Source organism: Mucilaginibacter sp. P5_A6 (assembly GCF_056400585.1).
Genome location: NZ_JBFUKZ010000006.1, coordinates 175,827 through 190,546, shown reverse-complemented (window position 1 = coordinate 190,546; position 14,720 = coordinate 175,827). Strand labels below are relative to the sequence as shown.

Genomic DNA, 14,720 nt, shown 5'->3' with positions numbered 1-14,720 from the left:
TTTTAATATATATGCTTAGACGCAATTAATAGTATATAGTTTAACGCGGCATAAAGGCAATTGTTCCGCCTACCCAGTCAAAATCTTTATTATAACGTACGCCAATCATTTTTCCGCGGCTTAACCGGGCCAGGTTTATGGCTAACGTGGGCCTTGCATCGCCGTTGGGCCATAAGTATAGCAGCCTTATCTCGGCCTTTACACCGCCGTCGGGAGCCTGCACTACGGGCTCGTAATGCACTTTTTGCTGCAAAATCCAGTTCTCGGGGTCGGTAATATTGCTGATGTCGGTAGCGGTAACATCAATAATAACACCCTGGCCGGCAAATGAGAATAAAGGCTTCAGGACATAGTTTTCCAGGTTGGCAGGTATTTGATCTACCTTGTGCAAAAACTGTGTTTCGGGGATATAATTGCCGCTTAAAAAGGGCATAGTGAATTTACTGATGCGGTAAAACCAGTTAGGATGGGTTATCCATTCCACATCAAGCGGCTGCCTTATATCAACCACGTTGTCAAATAAAATGTCGTCGCCATCTATCTCGTCAAATATCAGGCGGTTGTATATGCGCTTAACCTGTTTCTTTTGGCCATTAAGCTTGTAAAAAAGCTGCTTACCCTCCTGTACCAGGTCGCTTAATGATATTACGGCTATGCCCAGGTATTTTTGGGTAAGATAAAAATCTACAGCCGTTTTTTGTTCGGGCGCGTTCACATCCATTAGTACCACTTCTTGGGGCAGATGGGGGCCTACAATGGTTTTTCTTAACAGATTAAGGTAACTAACTTTATCAAGTCCGTTAAAATAGATGGTTTGATCATCGGCTATATCAAAAACTTCTTTATAAGTATCGCCCAGCAAAACCTGGAAGCCATACAGCGAGGGAAAGCCCTGCATCTCTATTAGTTTGGGTACGATGTTGCCTGCATCGTCTTTACAGATTCCAAAATCCAGGGCAATAAAATGCGGATGATCATTCTCGTTGGCTACCCGCCATTTATCGGGAATGGCACGCTGGGTAAGCTGTTTAAAACCGGGTTGTAAAATTGTGGCGATAATATCATCGCCTGCAGTCATCAGTTTATCCCTGAAACCGGCAGTAAGTAAAACGGGTGTTTCGGCCACACGGAAAGCAACCGGCGAGTGCAGGCCGCTGTTAAGTTTATCTAAAAACTGCTGATATTTTTGGTTGGTAAAACCTGCGTTAAATGTTTTCCTGGCTGATGGGTTCATAGGTTAAAGCAATTAGCCCCCTCTAAATCTCCCCCGGAAGGGGAGACTTTTTTTAAGCCCTCCCTTCCGGGGAGGGTTGGGTGGGGCTGTAATACGTGTATAAACAAACTTAACTAATTTAATTTAACCTTCTTCCCCTGATCTTTTATCCTTCGTCCAAAAGTCTTTTGTCCCTTGTCTAAAAATCCTTTGTCCAAAAATCCTTCATCCAAAAGTCCTTCGTCCAAAACAAATAATATTTCATTAATTTGCCATGTCAATTAAAACCTGGCAATTCTACTTAATGTTAAATCAAAAGAAAAAGATAGCCGTTATTGGCGGAGGTAGCTGGGCCACGGCTAATGTTAAAATGCTGGCTGATAATACTACCGAAAAGGAAATTTTTTGGTGGATGCGTAACACGCAGGCCGTTGAGCACCTGCATAAATTTGGGCACAATCCAAATTATTTAAGTTCGGTTGAAATTAAACTGCCCAAAGAAAACATATCCAGCGATCTGAAATCGCTTATACGTGTAGCTGATTTCATTTTACTAAACGTGCCGGCCGCCTTTTTAAAAGAGGCGCTTACGGGCATTACCGCCGAAGATTTAGCCGGGAAAAAAATGGTGTCGGCAATAAAGGGTATTGTACCCGATGAAAATTTAATTATCGGAGAGTTTTTGAACCAGAAAATGGGTGTTTCTTTTGATGACTTTGTGGTAATTAGCGGGCCTTGCCATGCCGAAGAGGTGGCGCTTGAAAAACTATCATACCTCACCATAGCATCGCGCGACGCCGCCCTGGCTGCCGAATTTGCCGGCATGATTAATACCCGTTACATCAAAACCATTGTATCTGACGATATTTATGGCACCGAGTGGGGCGCTGTTTTAAAAAATGTATATGCTATAGCAGGCGGTATTTGCCATGGCGTAGGTTACGGCGATAATTTTCAGGCGGTGCTGATCTCAAACGCCATACGCGAGCTGGAAAGGTTTGTTGCCGAGGTACACCCCATTGACCGCGATATTAAGGAATCGGCCTACCTGGGCGATTTGTTGGTTACTGCCTACTCGCAGTTTAGCCGTAACCGTACTTTTGGCAATATGATAGGCAAAGGCTATACGGTAACATCGGCCCAGCTGGAAATGAATATGATAGCCGAAGGATATTATGCAGTAAATTGCCTACAGCAGGTTAACAAACAGTACAAGGTAAATATGCCCATTTGCGATGCCGTTTATGCTATTTTGTACCAGAAACGCTCCCCGGTAATTGAAATGAAGATTTTGGCAGAAAAATTGAGTTAGTTATTTTATTAATAACTCAATTTACTTACCATGAAAAATTTATTCAGGATTGCAATATTCGCTGCCGGATCATTTATGATGTCGCCGGTTATTGCCCAAACTCATAAGGACAGTACCCTTGGTCATAAAATAAGCAAAACCGCTAAGGATGTTGGCCATAAAACAAGTGCAACCGCCAAAAAAGTAGGGCATAAAACCTCGGAGATAGCGGCTAAGGGTGCATCGGCAGTAGTTGATAAAAAGTTTGAAGGAAAGGTAGCGCCGGGTGGTCAAACTATTTATATCGACAAAAACTCATATTACTATTACATCAACAAAAAAGGGCACAGAGTTTATGTTAAAAAAACGGCCCTTATTGATAAACCTGCTCAATAAAAAATTAGTAACTTACATTGCCCTGTAAAAGCAATGTAAGTTTAAAAACCCTGTCATGAAAAATTACCCTTTAATTTTTGCGTATGCATTTTGCGCATTAATATTGTTTTCCTTTGCGTGCACTACCAACCAGGCTAATAAAAAGTTGCTGGGCAAGTGGCAATCAAAGGATGGTGAAACAAAACTGGAGATAACCGAAAAAGGGTTTACCACCGATGACGGGAAGCCGGTTACCGAGGATTATTTTGTGACGAATGATACAATTTTTACATCGTATGAGGGGAGCCGGCCATATACCAAATTCCTGATAAAAAACCTGGACGATCATAAACTTACACTCCTTTACCCCGACTCTGATATTGTTGAGTTTACCCGTTAAAAACTAAGTTTAAAGTTGCGAGCATTAGGTTCTGATAGTCATAGACTTGAAAACTCGTTGAGTACAGACCAGCCGAGCTGGAAAAACAGTAATGACATGTATGGAATACCACAGTCACCTGGTGATCGTCATTGCGAGGAGGTAGGACGAAGATAACCGACCGCAGGGAGCTCATTAATATCTATAAAAACAAAAACACAACATTAATAATCCCCAAAATGCAGATCGGATTTGCACGGCTACTCTGTAAATCCTATCGTGTGTATACATCTTTTTAATAAAAGAAAATGTCATTTCGAGAGAGCAAAAGGGGGAAAGAGGCGGGCGCGAAAGAGAAATCTTATGCGACAAGCAGTAAACTGTGCATGGTTTAGAGTAGGGTGCAGAAGATTTCTCCTTGCCCCTGGCGCTCAATTCCCACTCTGGCCCGTCGAAATGACAATCGGTTTTAAATATCGATGAGATCTAAAGATGCGTAGACATGGTAGCTGTAAGTCGGGGATTGCTTCGTGCCTCGACGATCTATTTATTTGTTTTTAAACAGCTTCTCAGACTAATGATTTAACTAATACCGTTAAAAAACAAAAGCCTTCATAACTGCTGGCGGCAATTGAAGGCTTTGTTAACAAAACTAAACTAAAACTAATGCTTCCCTACCAGGGGAAGCTCACGAAAACTATCTTTTACTTAGTAGTAAGTATTTAGTATCAAGTATCAAGACAGCTTCAATAGGTTTTCTATTGTCTTGCTACTTGATACTAACTTTAAAATCTTCTTTTACGTTCCGGGCGATCTTCGCGGGGTTTGCCCGAGAAGTCACGGAAGCCACCACTACGACGATCGCCGCCGCCTGAGTTGCTTCTTTCGCCACCACGGTAACCGCCACCGCCTTCTCTGCGTTCGCCGCCACGGTAACCGCCGCCGCCTTCGCGACGCTCGCCACCACGGTGACCACCTCCGCTTTCACGACGGTCGCTTGTGCCTTCGCCAGATACTTCTATCCTTACAGGGCGGCCTTTGTATTCGGCATCCTTAAAGCCGGCGCTCACTTTTTCTACATCCTCGTTAGGAACTTCGAAGAAAGAATAAACACCCTTAACATCTATTTTACCAACACTACGGCCGCTAATTTTTGATGTGTTGCAAATGTAACCTAACAAATCGCCACGGTTAAATTCATCAACAGAGCCTAAGTTTATAAATAAACGGGTGTAAGCAGATGGTCCGCTTGGTGCGCCACGCTCACCGCGATCGTCCCTGTCTCTGCGGCCGCCTTCCTCAACGCTTGCGTTAAGGTCTGGTGCGTTTTTGTAATAATCAAGGAAACGGTTAAATTCAATTGATGCAAAGCGTTTTATAAACTCTTCTTTGCTCATATCCTTAAACTCATCCATAATACGCGGGATGTATTGCTCAATCTGCTGCTCATTAACCTGTACGTTATGTACTTTATGAACAATTGAGAATAATTGTTTTTCGCAAACATCAAACCCGGTTGGTATTTCGGCTTTAACAAAGCGTTTACCCAGGGTGCGCTCAATCTGGCGTATTTTACCTAATTCTTTGGCGTTGATAATGCTGATAGATACACCTGTTTTACCTGCACGGGCTGTACGGCCGCTACGGTGGGTGTAGTTTTCAACCTCATCTGGTAACGAGTAGTTAATAACGTGTGTTACATCATTAACATCAATACCACGTGCGGCAACATCGGTAGCAATTAATAATTGCAGGCTGCGCTCGCGGTAACGTTTCATTACCTTATCGCGTTGCTGTTGTGACAGGTCGCCGTGTAAAGAATCGGCATTGTAACCGTCTTTTATCAGGGCTTCTGCAATATCCTGTGTTTCAATTTTGGTACGGCAAAATACGATACCAAAAATATCRGGATTAAAATCAACAATACGTTTAAAAGCGGCATACTTATCACGGGCACGTACAATATAGTACTCGTGCTCAATGTTGGCATTGCCGGTGTTTTTTGTGCCCATGGTAAGCTCAAATGGCTCATTCATGTACTTTTTCGCTATACGGCGAACTTCAGTTGGCATGGTGGCCGAAAACAGCCAGGTTTTTTTCTCGTCCGGAGTGGTAGATAAGATATTATCAATGTCTTCCTGAAAGCCCATATTGAGCATTTCATCAGCTTCATCCAATACTACAAATTTTACCTTCGAAAAATCTATCGCCTTACGGTTAATGATATCAAGCATACGGCCCGGAGTGGCCACAACGATCTGTACGCCGCGTTTAATCTGGCGTAACTGATCCATGATGCTTGCTCCGCCATAAACGGCTACAACGTGAACGTTGTCCATTTTTTTGGAGTAATTTTTAATGTCGTTCGTGATCTGTAAACAAAGTTCACGTGTTGGGCATAAAACAAGTGCCTGTGGATGATTTTCTTCAAAATCCAACAGTTCTAATAATGGTAGGCCAAAGGCAGCAGTCTTACCGGTCCCGGTTTGGGCTAATCCGACAAAATCGTTGCTGCCTGTTAACAATACCGGAATTGACTGTTCCTGGATTGGCGTTGGGTTTTCAAACCCTAACTCAGAGATGGCATTAACAATATCATGACGGATTCCCAGTTGAATAAATGGGTTCATGAATTAAAATAACGAATTTGGCAACATCGCCAAATCGGGCGCAAAGATAGCGTTAATATTTGCAAAAGCAATACTTGGCTGGTATTAAATTAAATATGCAATTGCATGAAGATTTGATAGTTACAGCTTTTGATGCGGTAAACAGGTGCGCTGTTTTGAAATCCCTTTTGGTGAACAGGTTTTTTATGTAGGTTTAAAGCCGTTAATTGACACAGGAATGAACGATCTGGAAATATATTTTAAGAATAATACTGAACGCATTATATATAAATGGGCTCATTACTTTGATGTTTATGAACGTCATTTTAGTAAATACAGGGGTAAGAATGTTGTGATTTTGGAGATAGGCACACTACAAGCTAATATGGATAAGTGGCTTTCGAGCCTCAAACAATTTCTTTAGTATTAAATTAATCTAATACCTGGCAAAAAGTCAAAATCTAAGGCGTGAATAATGATATTCGTATCGCATAAAACCGTTATTATTAATTAAATAGCTTGGTCTCTTTGCCAGGCATCTTTGCGGATATTTTCCAATGATCTCGGCTTATTTGCCCAAATACCAAATAGGCTATTGGGATCTATTTTTTTATCACCCTTGTTTATGGGTATTGCTGTATCAGCAGATATGATTTTAACTGTATTTATTTTGAATGATTTTAATAAAGCAGATAGCTTATTTAATTCAGTTTTACTAGCTATTTCAATGGTTATCCTCATTGTAAAGTCTCCTTTTTAAATCTGATGAAAACAGGGGCCATAACAAAGTTACTACATTAACATGAACATATAAAGTTTCTGCACATCAATGGATTGGCCAAATAAAAGCGAAGAGGGGAAAAAACGGGAAGAAAAAATCGGATGCCCGGTATTACTCTATCTCAACCTGTCTGCCGATTTAATCAGCTTTTCATCATTTTTGATACTTTTAATAGCCAACAGCAACATAACAATGCTTATTGATGTAAGAAAAAGCCCAACCCCCATTGTTTTGGTACCCAGTTGAACGCCTTCGCCAACAGCTTTTTTAACGGTTTGAGCCATCCAGAAACTATACCCAAACAATACCAGCATAGCGCTGTAGCAAAGGGCTATTTGCTGCTTGCGGTTTTTAAATAAGAAAATTATAACCAATGGAATAAGTGCCACTATAGCAGTAACGGCGGTAAGCGCCGTGAAAGATTCTATATTTTTATGCGCGCCGTTTAAGTCCTGGAAAATGCCGGTAACCATAATGGTTACCGGTACATCATTAACATATACGTTGTGAGCCAGCGGAAAAAAGTAAAGGGCAAACAACACCAGGCCGGCAAACAACAGGTAAATGCTTTGTATTCGTTGTAACATGATATTAAAATTATAAGCGCAAATATAGTGTTGTTAAGTTAAAAAGTATGTAGCAGCAAGTTATAAGTTAGTCCTATTTTTTTTCCTGATTTTTGTTGATATTTCTTATTTTTTCTCAATTAATACTTGAGATTTTTAACTCAGTACTATCCATTATTACATCCCTTAGGTTATTTTTAATGGCAGTGAAATTTGCCTTTTATGATAATTAATATACTATATTTAAACTAATTTTCCAATTAACCATTTAGCGATGATCCCGATCCAGAATAATAATTTATCCCCCCAGGAAGTGAAGTTTGAAGATGCCCATCTGAAAAAAATATTCCTGGAGCATTTAAACAGTATTTACTGTGGTAAACAGCACCTGGTGGTTTTTTTTGAGGAGATAAAAGCGCTTGCATCTTTACAGTATTTAAAAAATGCCATACAGGATTGTTGCGATGACGCCCAAAATCAATTAGAGCATATAGAAGGTATATTTAACAGCATTAATGAAGATCAGGCAAAAATAAGTGTACTGGGGATGAAAGCCATGACGCTAGAAGCATACCTATCGGCTATTAAAGCCGGTAAAACTCCTATGGAACGCGATGTTTTTATAGTTTTTTACCTGCAGTTGGTTGAAGGTATTGAGGTTACTTATTTTAAGGTTTTAAAAAACCTGGCCAGGGCCATAGGGTACAGTAATACTTTTTTAGATAAGCCCTTTAACCAGGCTGTGGAGGATAAAATTATGTTTGAATCTATTTATAAAGAATATATCAGCGAACCTTCAGGCGGGTAAATTTAGTATTTTGGCATAAAATTACGATACGCTAACTTGTTTATTATCAGGCACAAAGGTGTTCCATGCTGTGTTTTTGAAAATAGCTAAAGTGTTGACTGTCAGCATAAATTGCGTTCCACGCCGTTCGGGGCGTACCAGTGTTCCAGCGGAACGCTTTTGTAAACCGATACCAGTGACAAAACAGCATGAATACTTTGACCAAATTATGAATTCCCAAGCCCGGCATAATAATTAACTTTGCCGCGTGACGGGTAAACAACGCTATTTTATTGAACTGGCTTATGATGGCACAGCCTACCATGGCTGGCAGGTGCAGCAAAATGCCCGCAGCGTTCAGGCAGCGCTTAACAAAGCGCTGGCAACAATTTTACGCCAGCCAATTGAAACAACAGGATGCGGCCGCACCGATACCGGCGTACACGCGAGGGAGTTTTTTGCACATTTTGATGCCCCCCAACCCCCTGAAGGGGGAGTAAGTGCGTTAGAAAGCACCCCCTTCAGGGGGCGGGGGGGGCTCAACGCTATATTACCCCCCGACATCGCCATAAAAAACATCCTCCCCGTTCATGAGGATGCGCATGCCAGGTTTGATGCCACGCTGCGATCATACCAGTACCATATTCATTTTAATAAAGATCCTTTTTTGAGGGGATACTCCTGGCAGGTACGCGATGTGCCCGATTTGGAGCTGATGAACCAGGCAGCGGCTATGATCATGGATTATATTGATTTTAGCTGCTTTAGTAAGTCAAATACACAGGTAAAAACCAACAACTGTAAAATTAGCCGGGCCGAATGGGTGCAAACGGAGCAGGGTATGGTGTTCCATATTTCGGCAGATAGGTTTTTACGCAACATGGTAAGGGCAATAGTTGGTACCCTGATGATGGTTGGCAAAGGCGAAATACCTCCTGAAACTGTCAGGGAGATAATTGAAAGCAAAAACCGCTCAAACGCCGGTATGAGTGTACCTGCCTGCGGGCTGTATTTAACGGAGGTAAAGTATCCTTATATAGTAGTAGCCCCCTAACCCCCTAAAGGGGGAACAATAGCGGGAAGGAAAGTGTAGTAATGATTTATAAATTAGTAATAGATTAGCAAATCAAAAAACTCCCCCTTTAGGGGGCTGGGGGGCCATATGTCTGAAGTTACCGGGAAAGCACTTGATTGGAAACTGTTAAAGCGGGTGATGCGTTATGTAAAACCGTACAACACCACGTTTGTTGTGGCGGGGCTTTTAACTGTTTTTTTGGCAGTTAGCGCCTTGTTGCAGCCTATCCTGATCCAGCGCACGCTGGATGTTAATATCCTGAATGATGATTACAACGGACTGGTTTTTATGGTGGCACTGATGATAGCCCAGTTGCTTATTCAAACTGTGGCACAGTATTACCAAACCTACTTAACCAACTCGCTTGGCCAATCCGTGATCCGCGATCTGCGGATAGATATTTTTAATCATATCACCAGTCTTCGGTTAAAGTATTTTGACCGTACACCTATTGGCATGCTGATAACGCGTACGGTATCCGACCTGGAAACCATTGCTGATATATTTTCTGAAGGGCTCATATCTATCATGGGCGATATGCTGCTGGTATTTGCCGTTATTGGTTTTATGCTTTACCAGGACTGGAAACTGGCCCTGATCACCCTGATCCCGATGCCTTTCCTGTTTGCATCAACCTATGTATTTAAGGAGGCCATTAAATCCTCCTTCCAGGAAGTGCGCACGCAGGTGGCGCAGCTAAATACTTTCCTGGCCGAGCATATTTCAGGAATCAGCATCATTCAACTATTTGCGCGCGAAGACCAGGAAATGCGCAAATTTAAAGCCGTAAACCTTAAATACCGGGATGCAAACATTCGTTCAAACTGGTATTACTCTATATTTTTTCCGGTGGTTGAGATCCTGTTTGCCATTTGTATTGGTTTGCTGGTATGGTATGGCTGTAAACGGATGCTGTCTGATAATCAGCTGGCAGCTTTATCGGCATCAAAAAAAGGTATTACTCCTGGGGTAATTACCGGGTTTATTGTGTTACTGAACATGCTTTTTCGCCCTATTCGTCAGCTGGCCGATAAATTCAACACCCTGCAAATGGGCATGGTTGGGGCCGACAGGATTTTTAAAGTGCTGGATACCGATGAAGTGGCCGTTGATAACGGAACGCTGAAAACTGGCAGGTTAAAAGGGGATATAGCGTTTGATAAAGTTTGGTTTGCCTACAACGATGAAAACTGGGTGCTTAAAAATATCAGTTTCCACGTAAAACCCGGCGAAACCTTGGCCCTGGTTGGCGCTACCGGTGCCGGTAAATCATCAACCATCAATATCCTGAACCGTTTTTATGAAATAGGGCAGGGAAGTGTAAAGGTTGACGGACACGATATTCGCGAATACGAGGTAGAGTTCCTGCGATCACAAATCGCTACCGTTATACAGGACGTGTTTTTGTTTACCGATACCATTGCTAATAACATCAGCCTCAATAACCAATCCATAACACGCGGGCAAATTATTGCTGCGGCTAAGGACGTAGGCGCACACGAATTTATTGAACGTCTGCCCGGCGGATACGATTATAATGTAATGGAACGTGGAGCAACCCTTTCGGCAGGACAATCTCAGCTGATCTCCTTCATCAGGGCCCTGGTATACAACCCGGCAATTTTGGTTTTAGACGAAGCAACCTCATCGGTGGATACAGAAACCGAGATCCTGATCCAAAACGCTATCAATAAATTAATGCAGGGCCGCACAGCCATCGTGATAGCCCACCGCCTGTCAACCATCCAAAATGCTGATAGGATCATCGTGCTCGATCATGGCGAGATCATGGAAACCGGTACCCACCAGGAATTGTTAAAAATAGAGAACGGCCATTACAGAAAGCTGTATGATCTGCAGTTTAATTCGGCGGGGATAGCAAGGTAGTCAAGTTGCACGTTGCCTGGGGCGGGATGTTTATTCTGACAGCTAACTGTCATCTACCCGCAACCCGAACCCCGCTCCCCGTGACTCAATTTTTAGGAACCGCTTTAACCGAATGTACAGGTTGTTCTTCTTTTTCGTGTTTTTTGGCAATGTCGCCACCATGGGGTTCATCGGCGTGGTATTGCTCGTCTTCTGTTTTTACCTTGCTTTTACCACCGTTATCGTTTGGCCGGCGGGTTGGTGTATCTGAAGGTGATGGTTTGCCTTTATCGTTTGCTGGCTTTGTCATAGTGGTATAACAGGTAGTGGCTGGCTTTTGTTTATTTCGCCTGAATCAGAATTTGTCGGATTTTAAAATTTACAGAAATGACCCGGTCGCCGGATTAGCAATCTGCTCATTCTTTACTTCTGTAAATTCTGATGCAATAGTTAATAAATGTTAAAACCACCACACTATTACACCATTAAACAATATTTATAACTAATAAACTTTTACCTTTAAGGCGTGTTTCTTAATTTCGCACGAATATAGATGTGAGGTATTAAGATATGAGACGTAAGATAAGCTCCAAAATGTGGCTGTTTTTTTAATCTCACATCTCAAACTCATGTCTCATATCTAAACAACATGGAAGAATTTGAAGCAAGTGCATCGGCAAAAAAAACCAAAACCATATACATTTCTACCGTATTTGGTATTGCCATGGTATTATTAATGATAGGGCTGCTGGGACTGCTTTTGGTGCATGCCAAAAATCTTTCGCGCTATGTTAAAGAAAATATTGTGCTGAATATTTTTGTTGATGATGCCGCGCATGAAACCGATGTATTGCAGCTACAAAAACAATTGGATGGTAACCCTATAGTTAAGCAAACCCAATATGTAAGTAAAGAACTTGCCGCCCGTAACCTTCAAAAGGACCTGGGCGAGGATTTTGTGAAGTTCCTGGGATATAACCCACTTTCACAATCGCTTGATGTTTACCTTAAGGCCGATTTTGCAAATAATAAGGATATTGAGAAATTTAAGGCCGATCTGTTAAAGAACCCCCTGGTTAAAGAGGTAAAATATCAGCAATCATTGGTTGATCAGATGAATCAGAACCTAACATCAATCAGTTTGATCATCCTGGTATTTGCGGGCATATTTGTTGTGCTTTCGGTAGCGCTTATAAACAATACCATCAGGCTTGCTATTTACTCGCAAAGATTTCTGATAAAATCGATGCAACTGGTAGGGGCCACAAAAGGATTTATCCGCAAGCCGTTTTTATTTTATGGAATCTGGCATGGCTTGTTAGGCGGTTTAATAGCCATTATTATATTAATTGCCTCACTATACTTCGCCTACAAGGAGGTGCCGGATTTGGTGATTCTGCAGGATTATACAGAATTTGGCATCGTATTTTTAGGCGTTATCGGAGCTGGGATATTTATATCCGCATTCAGTACATTTCTGGCAGTTAATAAGTTTTTACGTTTAAAAATATACGATCTGTATAGATAGGTTAAAGGCGAAAGGTTAAAACTGAAAGGTTTTATACTTTGGGGCTAAATCAATAAATCAATAAATCAATCATTAAAATATACATGGCACAGCAATTTAAACCAACTACGCCTTTAAAAACATCGGCACAGGCAGCTAAACCAACACTTAAAACTACCAGCAACGCGCCGGTTGAATTTATATTTGATAAGGGGAATTACAAGTTTTTAATCATCAGTGTACTGGTGGTTGCTTTCGGCTTTGTGCTGATGTCTGGTACTACAGATATTTATAGCAACACCAAAATAGTTATTGCCCCTGTAGTAGTATTGGCTGGCTTTGGGTTGGGCTTTTACGCGATATTAAAGAAACCAGAAGTAAAGTAAGGTTTTTAGTTAATGAGGTTGATTAAGTGAGTAGTTGATTGGATTGTCCTTCAACTCCCGGCTTAATTAACCCAATTTTAACATGATAGCTTAATAGCCATTCCAACTTAATCTACCAATCCTCTAATCCAACCGCTCCCCTAAAAACAATGGATACCATAAAACTTATACACATAATTGTACTTGCTATAATTGAAGGAATAACCGAGTTTATACCGGTATCATCAACCGGGCACATGATAATAGCCTCATCCATAATGGGTATAGCTGCTGATCCTTTTATAAAATTGTTTACCATCGCCGTACAGTTAGGCGCTATTTTATCGGTTGTGGTATTGTACTGGAAACGGTTTTTTCAAACCGTCAATTTCTATATTAAACTATTGGTGGCATTTATACCGGCAGCAGTGTTTGGTGTGCTGTTTAGCAAAAAAATTGATGCTTTGCTGGAGAGCGCACTTACGGTGGGCATTACCTTATTAATAGGTGGTGTTATTTTGCTGTTTGTTGATAAATGGTTTAACAAACCCACAGTAAAAGAAGAAGAAGATATCAGCTATTTAACAGCATTGAAGATCGGTTTTTTTCAATGCCTGGCCATGATCCCGGGTACTTCACGCTCGGCTGCATCTATAGTAGGTGGCATGTCGCAAAAGCTTACCCGTACTGCCGCTGCCGAATTCTCTTTCTTTTTAGCTGTACCAACTATGTTTGCTGCCACAGCAAAAAAACTATATGATTTTTATAAGGAAGGTCACACTTTCACCGGCGAAGAAATTAAGTTAATGGCTATAGGTAATGTTATAGCTTTCGTGGTAGCTATGCTGGCTATCAAAACATTCATTACGTTCCTGGAGCGCAAAGGCTTCGTGATCTTTGGTTGGTATCGTATCGTTATAGGTATTGTGATTATCGGTTTGATAGTGAGCGGACATCAGTTGGAAACGATATAGGATCAGCCGCCCAAACCTTCTCCTGAAGGGAGGGCTTTAAAGATTTTCTTAAGTCTCCTCAACCAGAAGAGATTATTCGCAACAGTTAATCACACAATAATGGCGTTTATGCACGCTTCGCCATTAAGAGGGGGCTTGTTGCTGTTATTTCCCTACCTTTGCGGCTTTAATAGCAATAATTGAAGAATACCTATACTAAATTAGAAGAATTTGCCGAAGGTCAGCTTTTGCTGGTTAATAAGCCTTATAACTGGACGAGCTTTGATGTGGTGGGCAAAATCCGCAATTCGTTTAAGCCGCTTAAGTTAAAGGTTGGTCATGCCGGCACGCTTGATCCGCTTGCTACCGGCCTGCTCATCATCTGTACCGGTAAAATGACCAAGCAGATTGATACTTTCCAGGCCGAAGAAAAGGAATACACCGGCACTATGGTGCTTGGCGCAACCACGCCATCATACGATTTGGAAACGGACGTCGATAATAAATTCGACATCAGCCAACTTACCGGGGAACAGCTGCGTAATAACTGCGAACGGTTTATCGGGGATATTCAGCAATATCCACCCGCGCATTCGGCTATAAAAATTGATGGCGAACGTTTATACGAAAAGGCCCGTCGGGGTGAGGAAGTTGAACTGCGCCTGCGTAACGTAACCATCAGCGCGTTTGAGCTAACACGCATTGAATTGCCGGAAGTTGATTTCAGGGTGGTGTGCAGTAAAGGGACCTACATCCGTTCGCTGGTGAACGACTTTGGAGCAGCTTTAAATAACGGGGCTTATTTATCCAAATTAAGGCGTACACGGAGCGGAAATTACCGGATAGATGATGCTTGGGAAGTGATGGAACTGGTAAATATGATCAGAACTTTAAAAGCGCCGGTTGAGCCGGTAGATGATAAGGGTTGATCATTAACCATTTCCCGGTCAAAA

15 protein-coding genes are annotated in these 14,720 nt (G+C 41.8%); 10 read left to right on the top strand and 5 right to left on the bottom strand.

Features of this window, described 5'->3' with window-relative positions:
* Positions 1–40: 40 nt before the first annotated feature.
* Positions 41–1,234, bottom strand: coding sequence for a hypothetical protein (locus tag AC1DO4_RS08620; protein ID WP_477414833.1), 1,194 nt, complete (start codon positions 1,232–1,234; stop codon positions 41–43).
* A gap of 283 nt (positions 1,235–1,517) precedes the next feature.
* Here AC1DO4_RS08620 and AC1DO4_RS08615 point away from each other — a divergent pair, with 283 nt between their 5' ends.
* The 3 genes from AC1DO4_RS08615 to AC1DO4_RS08605 are packed head-to-tail and all read left to right on the top strand — an operon-like array spanning position 1,518 to position 3,279.
* Positions 1,518–2,525, top strand: coding sequence for an NAD(P)H-dependent glycerol-3-phosphate dehydrogenase (locus AC1DO4_RS08615; protein WP_477414831.1), 1,008 nt, complete (start codon positions 1,518–1,520; stop codon positions 2,523–2,525).
* 30 nt (positions 2,526–2,555) lie between these two features.
* Positions 2,556–2,900 (top strand): hypothetical protein, encoded by a 345-nt coding sequence (locus AC1DO4_RS08610; protein ID WP_477414829.1) that lies wholly within the window; start codon positions 2,556–2,558, stop codon positions 2,898–2,900.
* A gap of 55 nt (positions 2,901–2,955) precedes the next feature.
* Positions 2,956–3,279: a hypothetical protein gene (locus AC1DO4_RS08605; protein WP_477414827.1), complete on the top strand. Its 324-nt coding sequence runs from the start codon at positions 2,956–2,958 to the stop codon at positions 3,277–3,279.
* Positions 3,280–4,043: 764 nt separating this feature from the next.
* Here AC1DO4_RS08605 and AC1DO4_RS08600 read toward each other — a convergent pair.
* The 3 genes from AC1DO4_RS08600 to AC1DO4_RS08590 all read right to left on the bottom strand — a co-directional run bounded on the left by AC1DO4_RS08600 (position 4,044) and on the right by AC1DO4_RS08590 (position 7,235).
* Positions 4,044–5,888, bottom strand: a complete 1,845-nt coding sequence (locus AC1DO4_RS08600) for a DEAD/DEAH box helicase (RefSeq protein ID WP_477414825.1) — start codon at positions 5,886–5,888, stop codon at positions 4,044–4,046.
* Positions 5,889–6,377: 489 nt separating this feature from the next.
* Positions 6,378–6,608 (bottom strand): hypothetical protein, encoded by a 231-nt coding sequence (locus AC1DO4_RS08595; RefSeq protein WP_477414823.1) that lies wholly within the window; start codon positions 6,606–6,608, stop codon positions 6,378–6,380.
* Between the two features lie 156 nt (positions 6,609–6,764).
* Entirely contained in the window at positions 6,765–7,235 is a 471-nt protein-coding gene (locus AC1DO4_RS08590) for a DUF4293 domain-containing protein (RefSeq protein ID WP_477414821.1), read from the bottom strand.
* 253 nt (positions 7,236–7,488) lie between these two features.
* On the opposite strand from AC1DO4_RS08590, the gene AC1DO4_RS08585 reads away from it, so the two are divergent.
* From AC1DO4_RS08585 to AC1DO4_RS08575, 3 genes are all read left to right on the top strand, one after another.
* Positions 7,489–8,022 (top strand): DUF892 family protein, encoded by a 534-nt coding sequence (locus AC1DO4_RS08585; RefSeq protein ID WP_477414819.1) that lies wholly within the window; start codon positions 7,489–7,491, stop codon positions 8,020–8,022.
* A 247-nt stretch (positions 8,023–8,269) separates the two neighbouring features.
* Positions 8,270–9,055 (top strand): tRNA pseudouridine(38-40) synthase TruA, encoded by a 786-nt coding sequence (truA, locus tag AC1DO4_RS08580; RefSeq protein ID WP_477414817.1) that lies wholly within the window; start codon positions 8,270–8,272, stop codon positions 9,053–9,055.
* Between the two features lie 108 nt (positions 9,056–9,163).
* Positions 9,164–10,963: an ABC transporter ATP-binding protein gene (locus AC1DO4_RS08575; RefSeq protein WP_477414815.1), complete on the top strand. Its 1,800-nt coding sequence runs from the start codon at positions 9,164–9,166 to the stop codon at positions 10,961–10,963.
* An 85-nt stretch (positions 10,964–11,048) separates the two neighbouring features.
* On the opposite strand, the gene AC1DO4_RS08570 is transcribed toward AC1DO4_RS08575, so the two are convergent.
* Positions 11,049–11,252 (bottom strand): hypothetical protein, encoded by a 204-nt coding sequence (locus tag AC1DO4_RS08570; RefSeq protein ID WP_477414813.1) that lies wholly within the window; start codon positions 11,250–11,252, stop codon positions 11,049–11,051.
* A gap of 339 nt (positions 11,253–11,591) precedes the next feature.
* Here AC1DO4_RS08570 and AC1DO4_RS08565 point away from each other — a divergent pair, with 339 nt between their 5' ends.
* The 4 genes from AC1DO4_RS08565 to truB all read left to right on the top strand — a co-directional run bounded on the left by AC1DO4_RS08565 (position 11,592) and on the right by truB (position 14,696).
* Positions 11,592–12,470, top strand: coding sequence for a cell division protein FtsX (locus AC1DO4_RS08565; protein ID WP_477406805.1), 879 nt, complete (start codon positions 11,592–11,594; stop codon positions 12,468–12,470).
* Between the two features lie 83 nt (positions 12,471–12,553).
* The gene (locus AC1DO4_RS08560; protein WP_477414811.1) at positions 12,554–12,835 is read left to right on the top strand and encodes a DUF3098 domain-containing protein; all 282 of its coding nucleotides are present in this window, start codon (positions 12,554–12,556) and stop codon (positions 12,833–12,835) included.
* A gap of 158 nt (positions 12,836–12,993) precedes the next feature.
* Positions 12,994–13,788 (top strand): undecaprenyl-diphosphate phosphatase, encoded by a 795-nt coding sequence (locus AC1DO4_RS08555; RefSeq protein WP_477414981.1) that lies wholly within the window; start codon positions 12,994–12,996, stop codon positions 13,786–13,788.
* Positions 13,789–13,967: 179 nt separating this feature from the next.
* Positions 13,968–14,696: a tRNA pseudouridine(55) synthase TruB gene (gene truB, locus AC1DO4_RS08550; RefSeq protein ID WP_477414809.1), complete on the top strand. Its 729-nt coding sequence runs from the start codon at positions 13,968–13,970 to the stop codon at positions 14,694–14,696.
* Positions 14,697–14,720 lie beyond the last annotated feature (24 nt).

Coding starts and splice junctions, on each gene's coding strand:
- AC1DO4_RS08605 (WP_477414827.1), top strand. CDS start 2,956: ATGAAAAATTACCCTTTAATTTTTGCGTATGCATTTTGCGCATTAATA.
- AC1DO4_RS08575 (WP_477414815.1), top strand. CDS start 9,164: ATGTCTGAAGTTACCGGGAAAGCACTTGATTGGAAACTGTTAAAGCGG.
- AC1DO4_RS08620 (WP_477414833.1), bottom strand. CDS start 1,234: ATGAACCCATCAGCCAGGAAAACATTTAACGCAGGTTTTACCAACCAA.
- AC1DO4_RS08615 (WP_477414831.1), top strand. CDS start 1,518: ATGTTAAATCAAAAGAAAAAGATAGCCGTTATTGGCGGAGGTAGCTGG.
- AC1DO4_RS08570 (WP_477414813.1), bottom strand. CDS start 11,252: ATGACAAAGCCAGCAAACGATAAAGGCAAACCATCACCTTCAGATACA.
- AC1DO4_RS08590 (WP_477414821.1), bottom strand. CDS start 7,235: ATGTTACAACGAATACAAAGCATTTACCTGTTGTTTGCCGGCCTGGTG.
- AC1DO4_RS08585 (WP_477414819.1), top strand. CDS start 7,489: ATGATCCCGATCCAGAATAATAATTTATCCCCCCAGGAAGTGAAGTTT.
- AC1DO4_RS08595 (WP_477414823.1), bottom strand. CDS start 6,608: ATGAGGATAACCATTGAAATAGCTAGTAAAACTGAATTAAATAAGCTA.
- AC1DO4_RS08565 (WP_477406805.1), top strand. CDS start 11,592: ATGGAAGAATTTGAAGCAAGTGCATCGGCAAAAAAAACCAAAACCATA.
- AC1DO4_RS08560 (WP_477414811.1), top strand. CDS start 12,554: ATGGCACAGCAATTTAAACCAACTACGCCTTTAAAAACATCGGCACAG.
- AC1DO4_RS08610 (WP_477414829.1), top strand. CDS start 2,556: ATGAAAAATTTATTCAGGATTGCAATATTCGCTGCCGGATCATTTATG.